The organism is Diaphorobacter ruginosibacter (assembly GCF_014395975.1).
GTDB lineage: Bacteria > Pseudomonadota > Gammaproteobacteria > Burkholderiales > Burkholderiaceae_C > Diaphorobacter_A > Diaphorobacter_A ruginosibacter.
Genome location: NZ_CP060714.1, coordinates 1,084,158 through 1,103,889 on the forward strand (window position 1 = coordinate 1,084,158; position 19,732 = coordinate 1,103,889).

Here is a 19,732-nt window from a genome sequence, read left to right on the forward strand (position 1 = left end):
CATGAATGCCTCGATGAGCTGGGGCGATGCCGCACGCGCGCTCGCGGTGGATTTCGGCGCCCGGGCGGCACAGCACGATCGCGACGGCAGCTTTGCGCACGAGAACTTCGCGGCGCTGCACGAGGCCGGCCTGCTGGCGCTGGCAGCGCCCCGGCGATGGGGCGGGCAGGGCGCATCGAGCGCGCAACTGGCCGAGGTGATCGGGGCGATCGCCTATGGCTGCCCCGCGACCGCGCTGGTGCTGAGCATGCAGTACATCCAGCAGCGGCAGTCGGCGCTGCCCGGCTCGCCCTGGCCGGAACCGCTGGCGCGCAGCCTGGTGCAGCAGGCGGTCGATGGTGTCTCGCTCGTGAACGCGCTGCGGGTGGAGCCCGAGCTCGGGTCGCCAGCGCGCGGCGGCCTGCCTGCGACCGTTGCGCGGCGCGACTCCGGTGGCTGGCGGCTCGACGGGCGCAAGATCTACTCGACCGGCTCGCCGATCCTGCGGTGGATGGTGGTGTGGGCACGCACGGATGATGAGCCGCCCCGGGTCGGCAGCTTCCTGGTGCGTGCGGACAGCCCCGGCGTCCGCATCGAGGAGACTTGGGACCATCTCGGCCTGCGCGCGAGCGGCAGCCACGACGTAGTGCTCGAAGGCGTGCAGGTGCCGGAGGGGCACGCCATTGGCCTGCTCCCGCACGATACCCGTGCTTCCTCGCCGGATGCCGTCTTCCATGCCGAGATGATCCTGCTGCTGGGTGCGCTGTATGACGGCATTGCAAGGGCGGCGCGCGACTGGCTCCTGGGATTCCTGAACGAGCGTGTGCCTACCGCGCTGGGAGCGCCGCTGGCCAGCCTGCCTCGGTTCCAGGAGGCCGTGGGCCGGATCGAGGGGGCTCTTTTGTCCAATCGTTTCCTGCTGGAGCGGCTGGCATCGGACCTTGACGCCGGTGTTCCCATACCCATCGTGGACGCAGGGCTGGTCAAGAACCTGGTCATGCACCAGGCAACCACCGTGGTGCAGGATGCAGTGGCGCTGACCGGCAACCACGGGCTGTCGCGCAGGAATCCGCTGGAGCGCCATTTGCGCGATGTGCTGTGCGGGCGAGTGCACACTCCGCAGGAGGACAGCGTGCACCTCTCCGCCGGCCGCAGGGCGCTGCAGGCGGAGCGTTGAGTGGATGTCCGCAAACGGTTGCGGAGGACGATCCGCGGGGGTTGTTCGGCTTCCAAAACATGGTTGAACTGTCATGGCTCTTGCTGCAGTGCAGCGCGAACCGGGCGTGTGACATAAAATCGCACCCCCGAGGCACGCGGGCGCCAAGCCCGCTCATCCAGGTCATACACCCATGAATGTTCCGATTGCGCTGGCTGCCCTGCAGGCGCAGGGCGAAGAGCCCACCCGTTTGCGCGAAATTCCGTATAACTACACCTCGTTTTCCGACAAGGAAATCGTGATTCGCCTGTTGGGCGCTTCCGCCTGGGGCGTGCTCGACCAGTTGCGCAGGGAGCGCCGCACAGGCCGATCCGCACGCATGCTGTACGAGGTGCTCGGTGACATCTGGGTCGTGCAGCGCAACCCCTACCTCCAGGACGACCTGCTGCACAACGAGGGACGCCGCAAGATGCTGGTGGATGCCCTGACGCACCGCCTGTCGGAAATCGAGAAGCGCCGCCAGCCGCAGGAGGATGCCGAGCGCGACCGCCTGGTGGGTGTGCTGGTGCAGGCCGCTCGCCGCGCGATCGAGCAGTTCGATGCCACCCTGGTGGAAGCGGCCGAGCTGCGCAAGAAGGTGCAGAAGCGCCTGGGCAAGCACACGGCCAAGGACAACATCAAGTTCGACGGCCTGTCCCGCGTGGCGCACGTGACCGATGCGACCGACTGGCGCGTGGAGTATCCGTTCGTGGTGCTCACCCCCGATACCGAGGCCGAGATGGCCGAGCTGGTGCGCGCGTGCATCGAGCTCGAACTCACCATCATCCCGCGAGGCGGCGGCACCGGCTATACCGGTGGCGCGATTCCGCTCACCTGGCGCAGCGTGGTGATCAACACCGAGAAGCTCGAGGCGATGACCGAGGTGGAGATGGTCAACCTGCCGGGCGTCGAACGCCAGGTCGGCACCATCTGGACGGAGGCTGGTGTCGTCACGCAACGCGTCGCCGACGCAGCGGAGCGCGCCGGTTTCGTGTTCGCCGTGGATCCGACATCGGCCGAAGCCTCGTGCATCGGCGGCAACATCGCCATGAACGCGGGCGGCAAGAAGGCCGTGCTGTGGGGCACGGCGCTCGACAATCTCGCGAGCTGGCGCATGGTCACGCCGAACGCGGAGTGGCTGGAGGTCACCCGGATCAACCACAACCTCGGCAAGATCCACGATGCGGAGACGGCCAGCTTCGAGCTGCAGTACTTCGCGGCCGACGGCAAGACGCCCCTGCGTACCGAACACCTGCACATTCCCGGCCACACCTTCCGCAAGGAAGGCCTGGGCAAGGACGTGACCGACAAGTTCCTCTCGGGCCTGCCGGGCGTGCAGAAGGAAGGCACGGACGGCCTCATTACCAGCGCGCGCTGGGTGGTGCACCGCATGCCCGACCACACCCGCACGGTGTGCCTGGAGTTCTTCGGCAATGCCAAGGACGCGGTGCCGAGTATCGTGGAAATCAAGGACTTCATGTTCGCCGAGCAGAAGCGCTCCGGCGTGCTGCTTGCGGGTCTCGAGCATCTGGACGACCGCTACCTGAAGGCCGTCGGCTACGCCACCAAGAGCAAGAAGGGCAACGGCCATCTGCCCAAGATGGTGCTGATCGGCGACATCGTCGGCGACAACGCGGATGACGTGGCCAAGGCGACGGCCGAGGTGGTGCGCATTGCCAATTCGCGCAACGGCGAGGGCTTCATCGCCGTCAGTGCCGAAGCCCGCAAGAAATTCTGGCTGGACCGCAAGCGCACCGCCGCGATCAGCCGCCACACCAATGCGTTCAAGATCAACGAGGACGTCGTGATCCCGCTGCCGCGCATGTGGGAGTACACGGACGGCATCGAGCGCATCAACATCGAGCTCTCGCTGCGCAACAAGCTCAAGCTGTGCGACGCGCTCATCGACTTCTTCGAGCGCGGCAACCTGCCGCTGGGCAAGCAGGACGATGCGGGCGAGATCCCGTCTGCCGAGCTGCTGGAAGACCGCGTGAGCCAGGCGATTGCGCTGGTGGGCGAGGTGCGCGCGCTGTGGCGGGACTGGCTGGACAACGTCGAGACGCTGTTCCCCCAGTTGCAGGACCACACGCTGCGTGCGAGCTGGAAGACGCAGCTCAAGGCGCCGCTTGCCAAGATCTTCAGCGGCGCACCGTTCCAGCCGATCCTTGCCGAGGTGAATGCCACCCACCAGCGCGTGCTCAAGGGCCGGGTCTGGGTCGCGCTGCACATGCATGCCGGCGATGGCAACGTGCACACCAACATCCCCGTGAACAGCGACGACTACGACATGCTGCAGACCGCGCATGAAGCCGTGGCGCGCATCATGGTGCTGGCACGCAGCCTTGACGGCGTGATCTCGGGCGAGCACGGCATCGGCATCACCAAGCTTGAATTCCTCACGGACGAGGAGCTTGCACCGTTCGCGGAGTACAAGCGCAAGGTCGATCCGCACGGCTGGTTCAACCGCGGCAAGCTGATCCGCAACCAGGACGAACTGCTGGCCGACCAGAACAAGCTGCAGGCGGATCCGGCACATGCGCACTCGCGTTCGTCGCTGATGTTCGCCGACCTGACCAATGCCTACACGCCGTCGTTCGGCCTGATGGGGCACGAATCGCTGATCATGCAGCAGAGCGATATCGGCGCGATTGCCGACTCCGTGAAGGACTGCCTGCGCTGCGGCAAGTGCAAGCCGGTGTGCGCCACGCATGTGCCGCGCGCCAACCTGCTGTACAGCCCGCGCAACAAGATCCTCGCGACCTCGCTGCTGGTCGAGGCCTTCCTGTACGAGGAGCAGACGCGCCGGGGCGTGTCGATCAGGCACTGGCAGGAGTTCGAGGACGTGTCCGACCACTGCACGGTCTGCCACAAGTGCTTCACGCCATGCCCGGTCAAGATCGACTTCGGCGACGTGACCATGAACATGCGCAACCTGCTGCGCAAGATGGGCAAGAAGAGCTTCCGTCCCGGCAACAAGATGGCCATGGCGATGCTCAATGCGACCAATCCCGACACCATCAAGTTCATGCGTGGCGCGATGGTCAACGTGGGCTTCAAGGCGCAGCGCGCGGCCGTGGACCTGTTCCAGGCGGTGGGACGGCGCCAGACCGCGCATCCTCCGGCCACCGTGGGCGCCGCGCCGCTCAAGGAAGAGATCATCCACTTCGTGAACAAGAAGCTTCCCGGAGGGCTGCCCAAGCGCACGGCGCGTGCGCTGCTGGACATCGAGAACAAGGACTACGTGCCGATCATCCGCGACCCGAAGACCACATCTTCGGAGACCGAGGCCGTGTTCTACTTCCCCGGCTGCGGCTCCGAGCGCCTGTTCAGCCAGGTGGGCCTCGCCACGCAGGCCATGCTCTGGCATGCCGGCGTGCAGACCGTGCTGCCACCGGGCTATCTGTGCTGCGGCTATCCGCAGCGCGGCTCGGGCCAGTTCGACAAGGCCGAGCAGATGATCACCGACAACCGCGTGCTCTTCCATCGCGTGGCGAACACGTTGAACTACCTCGACATCAAGACCGTGGTGGTGAGTTGCGGCACCTGCTACGACCAGCTGCAGGGCTACCAGTTCGACAAGATCTTCCCCGGCTGCCGCATCATCGACATCCACGAGTACCTGCTGGAGAAGGGCATCACGCTGCAGGGCAAGGGCGCATACATGTACCACGACCCCTGCCACACGCCGATGAAGCTGCAGGACCCGATGAAGACGGTGAAGTCGCTGGTCGGCGACAACGTGCTCAAGAGCGAGCGCTGCTGCGGTGAGTCGGGCACGCTGGGCGTGACCCGCCCGGACATCTCCACGCAGATCCGCTTCCGCAAGACCGAGGAGATCCGCAAGGGCGAGGCGGTGCTGCGCGAGAGCGGCCAGGTCGGTGCGAAGGACAACGTGAAGATCCTCACGAGCTGCCCCAGCTGCCTGCAGGGCCTGAACCGCTACCAGGACGACCTGCAGAACGGCCTGCTCGAGGCGGACTACATCGTCGTCGAGATGGCACGCGAGATCCTGGGCGAGAACTGGATGCCCGACTACGTGAAGCGCGCCAACGAAGGCGGCATCGAGCGGGTGCTGGTATGACGGCCCCTGCCGCGGACTCCGGCTGCGTGCTCTGTGCGCAGGACGGTGGCGCGCTGGTCTGGCGCGGCGAGAAGCTGCGCCTGATCCGTGCTGCGGAGGAGGGCTTTCCGGCCTTCTACCGCGTGATCTGGAATGCGCATGCGGCCGAGCTGTCCGACCTGAGCGATGCCGACCGCAACCTGTGCATGCAGGCAGTGGCCGTGGTCGAGCGTGCCATGCGCGACGCGCTCGCGCCCGCCAAGATCAATCTGGCGGCGCTGGGCAACATGGTGCCGCATCTGCACTGGCACGTGATCGCGCGCCACGACTGGGACAGCCACTTCCCCGCCTCCGTCTGGGCGGCTCCGCTGCGTGCACGCGATGCGGACCGGGAAGCCGGCGTGGCGGCACAATTGAGCATGCTGGACGCACAGCTGGCGGAACGCCTGTCAGCGATCTTCCGCTGACGCCAGTCTCCGGTGGACCACCGGGTTCTTCCGGCGGGCCGACTTAACTTACCTGTCGCCCGCCATCGCTGATTTTTCAAGGGTGAACAACCATGGCAGGACTTCGTCCCGGCTCGCCGCTTCCCGAATCCATCACCGTGCACGAGCAGTCCCGTGTCCTGGAGGTGGGTTTCTCCGACGGCGCAAACTTCCGTATTCCGTTCGAGCTGATGCGCGTGTATTCGCCTTCCGCCGAGGTGCAGGGCCACGGCCCGGGCCAGGAGGTGCTGCAGACCGGCAAGCGCAACGTCACGCTGGTGGACCTGGAGCCGGTCGGCAACTACGCCATCAAGCCCACGTTTTCCGATGGGCACGACAGCGGCATCTTCTCGTGGGATCTGCTGTACGAGCTGGGCAGCAACGAGGCGCAGCTCTGGGCCGAATACGAATTCCGCCTGAAGGCCGAAGGCGTGGACCGCGACACCCCCATGCCCTCGAAGAAGGGCCATGGCTGCGGCGGCCACTGAAGGCCCGCATCACCCCTGGTTCACAATCCGTTCCATTCACAAGTCCCACATTGGCGCGGGGTTGTCGCTGTACCTCGGCGGCGCACGCGCCTAGCATCACACCATGAGCAACACACATTTCGGATTCCAGACCGTCGACGAAAAGGACAAGGCACGCCATGTGCGCGGCGTGTTCGACTCCGTCGCCTCCAAATATGACGTGATGAACGATCTCATGTCCGGCGGCCTGCATCGCGCCTGGAAGGCCTACACCGTGATGGTCGCCAATCTCAAGGAAGGTGACAGGGTGCTCGACATCGCGGGCGGCACCGGCGACCTGGGTCTGGCGTTCTCGAAGAAAGTGGGCGCGAGCGGCATGGTCGTGCACACCGACATCAACGAGGCGATGCTGCGCGTCGGGCGCGACCGCCTCATCAACAAGGGCGTCGTGTTGCCGACGCTGGTGTGCGATGCCGAGAAGCTGCCGTTCCCCGACAACCACTTCGACATGGTGAGTGTCGCATTTGGGCTACGCAACATGACGCACAAGGACGAGGCGCTCAAGGAGATGAACCGCGTGCTCAAGCCGCGCGGCCGGCTGCTGGTCCTGGAGTTCTCCAGGATTGCCAAGCCACTTGAGAAAGTCTATGACTGGTACTCCTTCAACGTGCTGCCGCGCCTGGGCAGCATGGTCGCTGGCGATGCCGACAGCTACCGCTACCTGGCCGAGTCCATCCGCATGCATCCGGGGCAGGAAGCGCTCAAAACCCTTATGAGGCAAAGTGGCTTCGGGCATGTGGACTATCACAATATGACTGGCGGGGTGGTGGCATTGCATGTTGGAATCAAGTGCTGAACGATCCCTATTGATTCATTGCTGAAATTCTCAAGATACAAAGAAAAGCGTGAAGGGAAGAGTGCACACGAACGAACAAATGGAGAACGGATGATGAAACTGTGGTCTGTAGTCTTGGTCGCGATGCTCGTGCTGGTGCACGCCGACGCCGATGCGAAGCGCATGGGTGGCGGCAAATCCATGGGCAAGCAGTCGTCCAACGTGACGCAGCGTGAATCCGGCGGCCCTGCGGCCGCGCCGGGCGCGCCTGCCCAATCTGCCAACAACGCGGCGCCAGCGCGTCAGCCGGGGGCTCCCGCAGCGCCTGCAGCCGCACCCAAGAAGCCCTGGGGCGCCATGCTGGGCGGTCTCGCCGCCGGCCTGGGCCTGGCATGGCTGGCCAGCTCGCTGGGCCTGGGTGAAGGCTTCGGCAACATCCTGATGATCGCGCTGCTCGCGATGATCGCCTTCGCCGTGATCCGCATGATCATGCGTGCAAAGGCGGGAGCAGGCTCTAGCGGCAATGCGGGCAATGCATCGCCGTTCGCCTTCCAGGGCGCTGGCAACGCGAGCCCTTCGCAGGCGGAAGTGCCGCGCCAGTACAACCCCGACAAGATCGGCAACGATGCGTCGGCCCGTCCGTTCGATCACAGCAACATGGCCTTCTCGCCCGCTGCCGGTGCGGCTGGTGCTGCAGGTGGATCGATGATCGGCTCGGCTCTGGGCGGTTCGCAGAACTGGGGCGTGCCGGATGGCTTCGACACCGAAGGCTTCCTGACCGCGGCCAAGCGCAATTTCGTGACACTGCAGGCAGCCTGGGACCGCGCGGACATCACGTCGCTGCGTTCGATGATGACCGACGACATGGTCACGGAGATCCGCTCCCAGCTCAATGAGCGCGAGGCGCACCGCACCGATGGCCAGCCGAATCAGACCGATGTGGTGATGATCGAGGCGCAACTGCTGGGTATCGAGGATCTGGGCGACGCCTACATGGCAAGCGTGGAGTTCTCGGGCATGATCCGCGAAGAGCCCTCTGCCGGTCCTTCCCCGTTCCGCGAGGTCTGGAACATGACCAAGCCCAAGGCGGGTGGCAGCGGGTGGCTGGTGGCTGGAGTGCAGGCTCTCCAGTAAGCCTTTCTGCTTTTTTGTTTCTGCGCCCTTCCTGCTTCGTGTGGGGAGGGCGTTTTGTTTTTTTGGATTCTTTTTTTGCTGTTTACTGGTTGTAGGACAGAGGCCGGGACTGCCCCCGGCGGGGCAGTAACTTTTTGCGCGCGCAAAAAGTCACCAAAAAGGCGTCTTAATACCCACGGCAGAACTCTCTTCGTTCCTTCGTCACTCCGTTCAGACAGCCGCCGTGAGTCAGATTAGGGGGAGGTGTGCTCGGCACGTCGCTGCGCTCGTGCTGAGGCATCTCGCGACTTCGCGAGATGTTCAGTGCCCAAACCACCAACATTGTTCAAAAGTAGCGCAGCCTGCTCGCCCGAAGTCGGGCGAGCCCGGGCACGAGCGCAGCGACGTGCCGAACATACCTCTTGCAAACTGACTCGCGGTGGCTGTCTGAACGGAGCGCCTCAGGCGCGCAGTGAGTTCTACCGCGTGCCCCCGCATCCCAAGCGCATTTTTGGTGACTTTTTGGGCAAGACCAAAAAGTTACTGCCCCGCCGGGGGCACTCCCGGCCTCCGCCCTCAAACAAGGTAGAAGGAAGAAGTCGAAGCAGCCAGCCCCCCCTCACAAGCAAGGCAGCAAGCGCCCCGCCACCCGTCGGAACCATGCCGAACCCCACAATTTCCCATACCCAAACCGCAAAATCCCACTCAACCAACTGCATCAACCCCAGTTCAGGGAATAATTGAGGGGATATGACACCCAAGACTCCCTTTTCTTTCCTGGATGGTTTGTTCGAACGTGTGGCGGCCGGACCCCAACCACCGGAATGGCTGGTGCACGAAGTGCAGCACCGTGCTGTGCTGTTCCTGAATCATGTCCTGATGCAGGAACCCGAAGCCATGGAGCGCCTGTTCACGCAGAGCGGGCGCGTTGCGCGGGTGCAGTGGCGTGCGTATTCCATGACGCTGCAGATCACGCCTGCGGGCCTGCTCGATCTGGCGCCTGCCACGGCGACGCCCGACCTGCGCATTGAAGTGGCGGAGTCCTCGCCTTTCTCGATCGCCCAGAGCGCCATGCGCGGTGACAAGCCGACGATCCTGATCGATGGCGACGTGAAGTTCGCCGCCGAGATCAACTGGCTGGTGGACAACGTGCGCTGGGATGTGGAGGAAGACCTTGCCCGCGTCATCGGGGATGCGCCGGCGCACGCCGTCGCCAGTGTGGCGGGACGTGTCGCGCAGGCCTTGCGCAAGTTCGTGAATGCCATGCCCCTGTCGCGCGGAGACGTTTGAGCGCCATGAGTCGTTTGTATCGCGGCTTCACGATCGTCTGGACCTGCCTGCGCTACGGGCTGGATGAGCTGGTCCTCAATAGTTTTCAGAACCCGGTGCTCAGCCGCATCGCGCGGTTCACCAATTTCGGGCGCAAGCTGGATGCGCCACGCGGGCAGCGCCTGCGCGAGGCGCTCGAGAGCCTGGGGCCGATCTTCGTGAAGTTCGGGCAGGTGCTGTCCACGCGCCGCGACCTGATGCCGCCCGATATCGCCGACGAACTCGCGCTGCTGCAGGATCGCGTGCCGCCGTTCGATCCCCAGGTGGCGGTCGATACCATCGAGCGATCGTTCCGCAGGCCGGTCGACGAAGTGTTCGTGTCCTTCGATCGCGTCCCGGTGGCGAGTGCATCGATTGCGCAGGTGCATTTCGCGGTGATCCGTGACCGCGATGGCCACGAGCGCGATGTGGCCGTGAAGGTGCTGCGCCCGGGCATGCTGGGCGTGATCGACAAGGATCTGGCGCTGATGCGCATGATGGCCAGTTGGGTCGAGAAGCTCTCGAGCGATGGCAAGCGCCTGAAGCCCCGCCAGGTGGTGGCCGAATTCGACAACTACCTGCATGACGAGCTTGACCTCATCCGCGAGGCGGCCAACGCCGCGCAGCTGCGTCGCAACATGGATGGCCTCAACTTGGTGGAAATTCCCGAGGTGTTCTGGGACTTCTGCCATCCGCAGGTGCTGGTGATGCAGCGCATGAACGGCGTGCCGATCAACCAGGTCGAGAGGTTGCGCAATGCCGGGGTGGACATTCCGAAGCTGGCGCGCGACGGGGTCACCATTTTCTTCACGCAGGTGTTCCGCGACGGCTTCTTCCACGCGGACATGCATCCGGGCAATATCCAGGTGAGCCTGGAACCCGAAACCTTCGGCCGCTACATCTCGCTGGATTTCGGCATCGTCGGATCGCTCACCGAGTTCGACAAGGAATATCTCGCGCAGAACTTCACCGCGTTCTTCCGCCGCGACTACAAGCGCGTGGCCGAACTGCATATCGAAAGCGGCTGGGTGCCTGCCACCACGCGCGTGAACGAGCTGGAATCCGCGATCCGCGCGGTATGCGAACCCTATTTCGACCGGCCGCTCAAGGAGATCTCGCTGGGCATGGTGCTGCTGCGCCTGTTCCAGACCTCACGCCGCTTCCAGGTGGAGATCCAGCCCCAGCTCGTGCTGCTGCAGAAGACGCTGCTCAACATCGAGGGCCTGGGCCGACAGCTCGATCCCGAGCTCGACCTGTGGAGCACGGCCAAGCCCTTCCTCGAGAAGTGGATGCTCGACCAGATGGGGCCCAAGCGCGTATGGCGCGAACTGCAATCGCAGGCGCCGCTCTACGCGAAGATGCTGCCCCAGCTGCCGCGCCTGATGCACGACTACCTGCAGCAAAGGCCCAAGGACTACGGCACCGAGCTGCAGGAACTGCTGGCGGAGCAGAAACGCACCAACCGCCTGCTGCAGCGCATCGTCTACGGGGGTGTCGGTTTCGTGCTGGGATTGCTGGTGATGCAAATCCTGATGCGCATGCGGCATTTCTACTGATAATCCCACTTTTTCAATCCAACCCCCTCTATCTTCCTCAGGAGTGCCATTGTGTTGCTCTTCATGGTGATTGCCTACCTGTTCGTCACCATCGGCATCGGCCTGTGGGCTGCCCGCCGGGTCAAGAACACTGCCGATTTCGCGATCGCAGGGCGCCATTTGCCGATGTACATGATCATCACCACGACCTTCGCGACCTGGTTCGGCTCGGAGATCGTGCTCGGCGTGCCCGCCAAGTTCATCGAGGGGGGCTGCATGCCGTGGTGGAGGACCCGTTTGGCGCGGGCATGTGCCTGATCCTGGTCGGTCTGTTCTTCGCGGGCAAGCTCTACCGCATGACGCTGCTGACCATCTCGGACTACTACCGCGAACGCTACGGGCGCAGCATCGAGATCGTCTGCTCGCTGATCATCATGCTGAGCTACCTGGGCTGGGTGTCCGCGCAGGTCACGGCCCTGGGGCTGGTGTTCAACCTGCTGTCGGGCGGCGTGATCAGCATTCCGTGGGGCATGACGATCGGCGTGCTGTCGATCCTGGTCTACACGCTCTGGGGCGGGATGTGGTCGGTGGCAGTGACGGACTTCATCCAGATGATCATCCTGGTGGTCGGCCTGGTGGTGCTGGCCGTCTTTGCGAGCGACATGGCGGGTGGCGCGGGTAGGGTGATCGACCTGGCCACGAGCCGCGACCTGTTCAAGTTCTGGCCCGAGCCGACCTGGCATGAAATCATCTTCTTCTTTGGCGCTGCCATCACGATGATGCTGGGCTCGATCCCGCAGCAGGACGTGTTCCAGCGCGTGATGTCGGCCAACTCCGAGAAGGCCGCAGTGCGCGGCACGGTGATCGGCGGCACGGCGTACATCTTCTTCGCGTTCGTTCCGATGTTCCTGGTCGCCAGCGCGCTGCTGATCATGCCGGCCGAGACGGCGGCCCTGCTCAAGGACGATCCGCAGAAGGTGCTGCCCACGCTGGTGATGGACAAGATGCCCCTGGTGATGCAGGTGCTGTTCTTCGGCGCGCTGCTTTCGGCCATCAAGTCGTGCGCCTCGGCCACGCTGCTTGCGCCCAGCGTGACCTTCACCGAGAACATCTGGCGCCAGTTCCGCCCGGAGAAGGTGAGCGACCGCGAAGTGCTGCTCACCATGCGCATCAGCGTGCTGGTGTTCGCTGTGTGTGTGCTTGCTTACTCCATCAAGATGGAAGGCACGCCGATCTATGAGCTGGTCTCGAGCGCCTACCAGGTGCCGCTGGTCGGCGCGTTCGTGCCGCTGGTGTTTGGCCTGTACTGGAAGCGTGCCAGCACCCAGGGCGCCATTGCCGCCGTGGTGCTGGGCATCGGCGTGTGGATCGTCTTCATGGTGACTCCTGCGCTGAGCGAGGCCTTCCCGCAGCAGCTCGCGGGGGTGCTGGCCGCCATGTTCGGCATGGTGGCGGGCTCTCTGATGCCGCAGATGGTGGACAACACCCACGCGAGCCATCACCGCATCGTCGGCGTGGAAGAGGTGGCCAAATGAAGGGAAATAGGTAGCAACGCCTATAATTAAGGGTTTTGCATACCAGCTCCTTTCGGTTTCCATGCCAATTTACGCCTACAAATGCAGCGCCTGTGGTTTTGCCAAGGACGTGCTGCAGAAAATCTCTGATGCGCCGCTCACCCAGTGCCCGGAATGCGCGGCAGAGGCGTTTTCCAAGCAGTTGACGGCCCCCGGCTTCCAGCTCAAGGGAACGGGTTGGTACGCCACGGATTTCAAGAACAGCGGCAGTGGCCCGGCAAGCGCCGCCAATCCCGAGTCCAAAGCCGATGTCAAGGCGTCCGGCGATGCCGCGGCTGCGGCAGCTCCTGCCGCCGCGCCGGCTCCCGCATCCGCAACAGAGGCCTGACTGGTACACGATGATGTCTGCTCTCAGAAGGTGGCTTCTCACGGGTCTGCTGGTCATCGTGCCGGGCGTGATCACCGCTTGGGTGCTCAACTGGATCGTCTCCACGCTCGACCAGACGCTGCAGATCCTGCCGGGCGACTGGCAGCCCGACAAGCTGCTCGGCATGCATATCCCTGGTTTCGGGGTGGTGCTCACGCTGCTCATCCTGCTGCTCGTCGGCGGTCTCGCCAGCAACTTCGCGGGGCGCAAGCTCGTGCAGTGGGGCGATGCGCTGGTCAGCCGCATTCCCGTCGTGCGCTCGATCTACTCGAGCGTGAAGCAGGTGTCGGATACGCTGTTCTCCGAAAGCGGCAACGCGTTCCGCACGGCCGTGCTGGTGCAGTGGCCGCGAGAAGGCGTATGGACGGTGGCGTTCGTGACCGGGGCACCGACCGGGGAAGTGGCTGCTTACCTGCGCGATGAGTTCGTCAGCGTGTATGTGCCGACGACGCCGAACCCCACCGGCGGTTATTTTGTGATGATGCGCAAGAGCGACTGCATCGAGCTCGACATGAGCATCGACGCAGCGCTGAAATACATCGTGTCGATGGGTGTGGTGACGCCGCCGGACCCGATCGCCCACGAACCCAAACAATAAACAAACAAGCAAACTTGCAATTGAAGCGTTCCACGAGGACGCAGGAAGTTAGACCATGGCAATGCGTACCGAATACTGCGGTCTTGTGACCGAGGCCCTGCTGGGCCAAACCGTGACCCTGTGCGGCTGGGTGAACCGTCGCCGCGACCATGGTGGCGTGATCTTCATCGACCTGCGCGACCGTGAAGGCTATGTGCAGGTGGTCTGCGATCCGGATCGTCCGGAGATGTTCAAGATCGCCGAAGACCTGCGCAACGAGTTCTGCATCCAGGTCAAGGGCCTGGTGCGCGCGCGTCCTGCGGGCACGACCAACGACAAGCTCAAGAGCGGCCAGATCGAAGTGCTGTGCCACGAGCTGAACGTGCTCAACGCATCGGTCACGCCTCCGTTCCAGCTCGACGACGAGAACCTGTCGGAGACCACGCGCCTCACGCACCGCGTGCTGGATCTGCGCCGTCCTTACATGCAGCGCAACATGATGCTGCGCTACAAGACCGCCATCCAGGTGCGCAACTACCTGGACAAGCTGGGTTTCATCGACATCGAGACCCCGATGCTCGGCAAGAGCACGCCCGAAGGCGCGCGCGACTATCTGGTGCCCAGCCGCGTGCATGACGGCGAGTTCTTCGCTCTGCCCCAGTCGCCCCAGCTCTACAAGCAGATGCTGATGGTGGCGGGCTACGACCGCTACTACCAGATCACCAAGTGCTTCCGCGACGAAGACCTGCGTGCCGACCGCCAGCCTGAATTCACGCAGATCGACTGCGAAACCTCGTTCCTGAACGAGGAAGAAATCCGTGCGATCTTCCAGCAGATGATCGTGGAAGTGTTCAAGGAGCAACTGAACGTCGACCTGGGCGAGTTCCCGATCATGACGTACCAGGACGCGGCCTTCCGCTTCGGCTCCGACAAGCCCGACCTGCGCGTGAAGCTCGAATTCACCGAGCTCACCGAAGTGATGAAGGACGTCGACTTCAAGGTGTTCTCCACGCCTGCCACCACCAAGGGCGGCCGCGTGGTGGCCCTGCGCGTTCCGCGCGGCGCCGAAATCTCGCGCGGCGAGATCGATGCCTACACCGAGTTCGTGAAGATCTACGGCGCCAAGGGTCTCGCCTGGATCAAGGTCAACGAAGTGGCCAAGGGCCGTGACGGCCTGCAGTCCCCGATCGTGAAGAACCTGCACGACGCGGCCATCGCCGAGATCCTCAAGCGCACTGGTGCCCAGGACGGCGACCTGCTGTTCTTCGGCGCCGACAAGGAAAAGATCGTCAACGACTCCATCGGCGCACTGCGCCTGAAGGTCGGCCACAGCGAGTTCGGCAAGAAGAACGGCCTGTTCGAGAACAAGTGGGCGCCGCTGTGGGTGGTGGACTTCCCGATGTTCGAGCACGACGAGGAAAACAACCGCTGGGCGGCCGTGCACCATCCGTTCACATCCCCGAAGGACGGCCACGAAGACCTCATGGACACCGATCCGGGCAAGTGCCTTGCCAAGGCCTACGACATGGTGCTCAACGGCTGGGAACTGGGCGGTGGCTCGGTGCGTATCCACCGTGCGGACGTGCAGAGCAAGGTGTTCTCAGCGCTCAACATCTCGGCCGAAGACGCGCGTGCCAAGTTCGGCTACCTGCTGGATGCGCTGCAGTACGGCGCGCCTCCGCACGGCGGCCTGGCATTCGGCCTCGATCGCCTGATCACGCTGATGACCGGTGCCGAGTCGATCCGCGACGTGATCGCCTTCCCGAAGACCCAGCGCGCGCAGGACCTGCTCACGCAGGCTCCGTCGCCCGTCGACGAGAAGCAGCTGCGCGAACTGCACATCAAGCTGCGCAACCCGACACCCGCGGCTCAGTGATGCACTGACAGTCCGGCAACGGAAAAACGGTATAACGCCAAAGCCTTCGGGCCTTGGCGTTTTTTTTATCTGTGACCTTTTGAAGACTTTGTGAGTGATCGCATGAACTCTGCGCGCTGCCTGTCCGTGAATCTCCGTGCTTGCATCGTGATCTGCGCAAGCGCCCTTGCCGCATGCGCGATGACGGCGTGCGGCGAGAAGAAGACCGAACTGGGAGAGGGCAGCTCCGAGGTGACGGGATCGGCCGGGCCTGCGGGGGCGCAGGGCGCGAATCCCACGCTTGAGCGTTGCGAGCAACCCATCGCCACGGTGGCGCTGCTGGAGAACCCACGCGGCTATGTCATGCCCAGTGCGGTGAATCTGCCGCCCACGCCCGTACCGCTGGTGAAACTGCTGATGCAGCAAAGCGGCTGCTTTCGCGTGGTCGACCGCGCGGGGGGGCTGCAGGGCACCCTCCGGGAGGGCGAGCTGCGGGATGCCGGGGTGCTGCGCAAGAATGGCACGGTGGAAAAGGGCAAGGGCTACGAGGCGCAGTACACGATGACGCCCAGCCTGACCTTCAGCGAGCAGGATGCGGGGCGGGGCCTCGCGGGAATCATCGCGATGATTCCAGTGCTTCGCGACATCGCGGGGCTTGCGGGCGTGGCCGAGCAGGTGAAGTTCAAGGAGGCGCAGACCGCGCTCTTCCTGACCGACAACGAGACCACCGAGCAGGTCGCGGCGTCCACGGGCTCGGCGAAGGCGACCGACCTCGGCGTGGGCGGATTCGTGCTCGGCAGGGTCGGCGGTGGCGCCGGTGCGGGCTGGAGCAATACCAACGAAGGCAAGGTGATCGCGGCGGCCTTCCTGCATTCGCACAACCAGCTCGTGCAGCAACTGCGGCTGCTGCAGGCCAAGGAGCTTCCGCCGCCCGTGGCCACCAAGGCGGCAGGGCAGGACGGGCGCTGACAGATGACAACTGAGATGGACGCTGGCATGAACGAGGCGCTGCCCGTGCGCCCCTGGAAGATTCCCCAGTCGGTGCTGGTGATCATCCATACGCGCGAATTGCAGGTGCTGCTGATGCGGCGCACCGGGGGCACGGGTGAAACCGGCGAGGACGCCCGCAGCGAGTTCTGGCAATCGGTCACCGGCAGCAAGGATGCTCTCGACGAGGCGTTTTCGCTCACGGCGCACCGCGAAGTGCTGGAGGAGACGGGCATTGACAGCCGGGCTGCGGAATGTACGCTGCGTGACTGGAACATGGAGAACGTCTACAGCATCTACCCCCAGTGGCTGCATCGCTATGCTCCCGGCGTCCGGGAGAACACCGAGCGGATCTTCAGCCTCGAAGTGCCACCGGACACATCTGTGACCTTGAATCCCAGGGAACACACAGCATATGGATGGTGGGACTGGCGGGATGCGGCGGATCGCTGTTACTCGTCCTCCAATGCAGAAGCCATACTATGGCTGCCACGATTTGCCGGACGATGATTACAGATTTTCACAGCAACGCGCATGACGACCACCCGGGCATCCTGCGCGTTGCCACCTACAACATCCACAAGGGCGTGCAGGGCCTGGGGCCCGCGCGCAGGCTGGAGATCCACAACCTCGGGCTGGCCGTCGAGCAGCTCGATGCCGACATCGTGTGCCTGCAGGAAGTGCGCAAGATGAACCGCCGCGAGGCCCAGTATTTCGACCGCTGGCCCGAGGTGTCCCAGGCGGAGTACCTGTCTCCGGAGGGGTATGAGTCGGTCTACCGGACCAATGCCTATACGCGCGATGGCGAGCACGGCAATGCGCTGCTCACGCGCTGGCCGGTGGTCGGCAGCAGCCACGAGGACATCTCCGATCACCGCTTCGAGCAGCGTGGCCTGCTGCACGTGGAGATCGACTTCCAGGGCCAGCGTGTGCACACCATCGTCGTGCACCTGGGCCTGATCCACGAGAGCCGCATTCGCCAGATTGCGCAGATCCACCGCTTCATCGAGCGCGAGGTTCCCAAGGATGCGCCGCTGATCGTCGCCGGCGACTTCAACGACTGGGGCTTTCAGATCAAGCGCATGCTCGCAGGGTTCGGGCTGTTCGAATTCGACGAAGGCCCGCGCTCCAACACCTATCCGGCGCGCCTGCCGATGGTGCAGCTCGACCATGTCTACGTGCGCGGACTGCGTCCCACGGGGTTGCATGTGCCGAACGGGCGCATCTGGTGGCGCATGTCCGACCACCTGCCGCTGATTGCGGAGTTCAGGCTTTGAAGCAGCCGGCGGCCCGGGCTGGCAAGCGCATCATCCTGCAATCCGGGCACGAGGTCCGGCTGCTCCAGGGTACCCTTGAACTCTTTCCCTCGCTGGTCGCGGACATGGACGCCGCGAAGGACTGCATCCAGTTCGAGACCTACATCTTCGACTGCACCGCGAGCGGCGAGGACATCGCCGACGCCTTGATCCGTGCGGCGCAGCGCGGTGTGGACGTTCGCCTGGCGGTGGACGGCTTCGGCACCGGGCCCATCCCGGCCCCGCTGCGCGAGCGCTTCGATGCCGCGGGCGTGCAGTTGCAGGTGTTCTCGGCCGTGAGCCAGCTGGCGCTCCTGCTGCCCAGGCACTGGCGCCGGCTGCACCGCAAGCTCTGCGTGGTCGATGACGAGGTGCTGTACTGCGGGGGCATCAACGTGCTCGATGATTTCTACGATCCCAACCATGGCGCGCTCACCGCACCGCGGTTCGACTTTGCCGTGCGTGCCAAGGGAGCGGTGGTGGAGCAGGCGTCCGACAACATGGACAAGCTCTGGTGGCGCATGCGCGCGGTGCATGATGCGCGCAACCGCCGCATTTCCAGCGCGGTGGCGGACCTGCGCGCAGCGGGCGTGGCGAGGACGGCGGCCCGCCTCTCGGATGCCAAGACGCGCGGCATGCGGGCCGCGCTCCTGTTTCGCGACAACCTGCGCAACCGTGCGCGCATCGAGAAGGCCTACCTGCGTGCCATCGCCAATGCGCGCCAGGACATCATCATCGCCAACGCCTACTTCCTGCCGGGCAGGAAGCTTCGGCGAGCGCTGATCCTGGCAGCCCAGCGCGGCGTGAAGGTGCGCCTGCTGCTGCAGGGCAAGTACGAGTATTTCATGCAGTACCACGCCTCGCGGCCGGTATATGGCGCGTTGCTGGCGGCGGGCGTGCAGATCCATGAATACGCGCCCAGCTTCCTGCATGCGAAGGTTGCGGTGATCGACGCCTATGTCGAGAAGCCCTGGGCCACCGTGGGGTCGTCCAACCTCGAGCCGCTGTCGCTGCTGCTGGCACGCGAGGCCAACGTGGTGGTCGAGGATGCCGAGTTCGCGCAGGATCTGCACCGGCGCCTCGAACTGGCCATGGAGCACGAGGGGGAGCTCATGGATCCCCAGGGCTTTGCCAGCAGGCCGCTCAGGCAGCGGGTGCTTGACCACATTGCCTCGGCCATCATGCGATCGCTGATCTGGGTGACGGGCAACCGCTACTGAGCAGAAATCCGCTGCCTTTGCCCGCCGGCCTTGCAGGCTCAGGTTTCCTTTTCCTCCTCGGAAAATCGTTCGTCAGGGATGTCGCCGGCGGAGTAGCTCAGGAGGTCCCCGGGCTGGCAGTCCAGGTACTTGCAGATGGCCTCCAGTGTGGACAGGCGCAGGCCCTTGACCTTTCCCTGCTTCAGCAGGGACAGGTTCTGCTCCGTGATGCCGATCGCTGCTGCAAGATCCTTGGACTTGACCTTGCGACGAGCCAGCATGACGTTCAGTGTGATGTCGATGGGCATGGCGCTGCCTTACACGAAGTGCTTGTTCTCGCTGTCGATCTCGTGGGCTCGCCGCAGGATGCTGGCAACGACGATGACGCAGCCGGCCAGGAAAAGCGCAACGATGCCGGAGGAGTCGAAGCTCAGCGAGATAAAACGTTGGCCCGGGGGCAGCTGCATCGTTGCCCAGGCGCTCAGAAGCGGTTCACACAGGACGCCGAGCACCACCCAGAGCGCCACGGCGATACCCAAGCGGCGCATGTGCGTGGATGTCGTCGCGCTGAAGTACTCGCCAGCGGCGTAGCTCTTGAACAGCGCCCGCAGGTTCAGCAGTCCGAAGGACAGCACGAGAAGAGGAAGGCTGGAGAGCATGATCGCGCCAAGCGTCTGCCACCAGGGCATAGAGGTCACATTCGGACCCAGCGCAGACACCATCCGGTCGGATAGTGAGAAGGACAAGCCAAGTCCTCCTTCGATGCTGCCCAGCCGGGGGAACAGCCAGACAGCAAGGTTCGCTGCAAGCATGAGGACGATAAGGCACAGGGTAGTGGAGGCCATGCAACGGGCCAGACGATTGAACGGCATGGAGTGTCTTGGTTGATTAGAATGAAATT

17 protein-coding genes and 1 pseudogene are annotated in these 19,732 nt (G+C 64.1%); 16 read left to right on the forward strand and 2 right to left on the reverse strand.

The window, feature by feature from the left end:
- Nucleotide 1 precedes the first annotated feature (1 nt).
- The 16 genes and pseudogenes from H9K76_RS04910 (at nt 2) to clsB (ending at nt 18,852) form a co-directional block, all read left to right on the forward strand.
- On the forward strand, nt 2–1,156 hold the full coding sequence (locus tag H9K76_RS04910; RefSeq protein ID WP_187598445.1) for an acyl-CoA dehydrogenase family protein: 1,155 nt from the start codon (nt 2–4) through the stop codon (nt 1,154–1,156).
- Between the two features lie 172 nt (nt 1,157–1,328).
- On the forward strand, nt 1,329–5,255 hold the full coding sequence (locus H9K76_RS04915; protein WP_187598446.1) for a DUF3683 domain-containing protein: 3,927 nt from the start codon (nt 1,329–1,331) through the stop codon (nt 5,253–5,255).
- Entirely contained in the window at nt 5,252–5,701 is a 450-nt protein-coding gene (locus tag H9K76_RS04920; protein ID WP_187598447.1) for an HIT family protein, read from the forward strand. Before H9K76_RS04915 ends, H9K76_RS04920 begins: the two co-directional genes overlap by 4 nt.
- Nucleotides 5,702–5,793: 92 nt before the next feature.
- Nucleotides 5,794–6,207 carry a gamma-butyrobetaine hydroxylase family protein gene (locus H9K76_RS04925; protein ID WP_187598448.1) on the forward strand — a complete coding sequence of 138 codons (414 nt, stop codon included), beginning with the start codon at nt 5,794–5,796 and terminating at the stop codon, nt 6,205–6,207.
- A gap of 103 nt (nt 6,208–6,310) precedes the next feature.
- The gene (ubiE, locus tag H9K76_RS04930; RefSeq protein ID WP_187598449.1) at nt 6,311–7,042 is read left to right on the forward strand and encodes a bifunctional demethylmenaquinone methyltransferase/2-methoxy-6-polyprenyl-1,4-benzoquinol methylase UbiE; all 732 of its coding nucleotides are present in this window, start codon (nt 6,311–6,313) and stop codon (nt 7,040–7,042) included.
- Nucleotides 7,043–7,132: 90 nt separating this feature from the next.
- Nucleotides 7,133–8,155, forward strand: coding sequence for a Tim44 domain-containing protein (locus H9K76_RS04935; RefSeq protein ID WP_187598450.1), 1,023 nt, complete (start codon nt 7,133–7,135; stop codon nt 8,153–8,155).
- A gap of 729 nt (nt 8,156–8,884) precedes the next feature.
- The gene (locus H9K76_RS04940; RefSeq protein ID WP_187598451.1) at nt 8,885–9,424 is read left to right on the forward strand and encodes a hypothetical protein; all 540 of its coding nucleotides are present in this window, start codon (nt 8,885–8,887) and stop codon (nt 9,422–9,424) included.
- A 5-nt stretch (nt 9,425–9,429) separates the two neighbouring features.
- Complete coding sequence (gene ubiB / locus H9K76_RS04945) at nt 9,430–10,998, forward strand: ubiquinone biosynthesis regulatory protein kinase UbiB (RefSeq protein WP_187598452.1); 1,569 nt, start codon at nt 9,430–9,432, stop codon at nt 10,996–10,998.
- Nucleotides 10,999–11,049: 51 nt separating this feature from the next.
- A pseudogene (locus H9K76_RS04950) lies at nt 11,050–12,512 on the forward strand (high affinity choline transporter 1).
- Nucleotides 12,513–12,573: 61 nt separating this feature from the next.
- On the forward strand, nt 12,574–12,879 hold the full coding sequence (locus H9K76_RS04955) for an FmdB family zinc ribbon protein (RefSeq protein ID WP_187598453.1): 306 nt from the start codon (nt 12,574–12,576) through the stop codon (nt 12,877–12,879).
- Between the two features lie 13 nt (nt 12,880–12,892).
- Nucleotides 12,893–13,516: a DUF502 domain-containing protein gene (locus H9K76_RS04960; RefSeq protein WP_187598454.1), complete on the forward strand. Its 624-nt coding sequence runs from the start codon at nt 12,893–12,895 to the stop codon at nt 13,514–13,516.
- Between the two features lie 55 nt (nt 13,517–13,571).
- Nucleotides 13,572–15,371 (forward strand): aspartate--tRNA ligase, encoded by a 1,800-nt coding sequence (aspS, locus tag H9K76_RS04965; RefSeq protein WP_187598455.1) that lies wholly within the window; start codon nt 13,572–13,574, stop codon nt 15,369–15,371.
- 180 nt (nt 15,372–15,551) lie between these two features.
- Nucleotides 15,552–16,319 carry a CsgG/HfaB family protein gene (locus H9K76_RS04970; RefSeq protein ID WP_246475486.1) on the forward strand — a complete coding sequence of 256 codons (768 nt, stop codon included), beginning with the start codon at nt 15,552–15,554 and terminating at the stop codon, nt 16,317–16,319.
- Between the two features lie 3 nt (nt 16,320–16,322).
- Nucleotides 16,323–16,847 (forward strand): dihydroneopterin triphosphate diphosphatase, encoded by a 525-nt coding sequence (nudB, locus tag H9K76_RS04975; protein WP_246475310.1) that lies wholly within the window; start codon nt 16,323–16,325, stop codon nt 16,845–16,847.
- A complete protein-coding gene (locus tag H9K76_RS04980) occupies nt 16,844–17,614 on the forward strand; it encodes an endonuclease/exonuclease/phosphatase family protein (protein ID WP_187598457.1) in 771 nt (256 codons plus the stop codon). Before nudB ends, H9K76_RS04980 begins: the two co-directional genes overlap by 4 nt.
- A complete protein-coding gene (gene clsB / locus H9K76_RS04985; protein WP_246475311.1) occupies nt 17,611–18,852 on the forward strand; it encodes a cardiolipin synthase ClsB in 1,242 nt (413 codons plus the stop codon). The genes H9K76_RS04980 and clsB overlap by 4 nt, the downstream gene beginning before the upstream one ends.
- A gap of 38 nt (nt 18,853–18,890) precedes the next feature.
- Here clsB and H9K76_RS04990 read toward each other — a convergent pair whose 3' ends face one another.
- Together H9K76_RS04990 and H9K76_RS04995 are read right to left on the reverse strand one after the other, a co-directional pair.
- Nucleotides 18,891–19,139, reverse strand: coding sequence for a helix-turn-helix domain-containing protein (locus H9K76_RS04990; protein WP_187598458.1), 249 nt, complete (start codon nt 19,137–19,139; stop codon nt 18,891–18,893).
- A gap of 9 nt (nt 19,140–19,148) precedes the next feature.
- Complete coding sequence (locus H9K76_RS04995) at nt 19,149–19,703, reverse strand: DUF2975 domain-containing protein (protein ID WP_246475312.1); 555 nt, start codon at nt 19,701–19,703, stop codon at nt 19,149–19,151.
- Nucleotides 19,704–19,732: the final 29 nt, after the last annotated feature.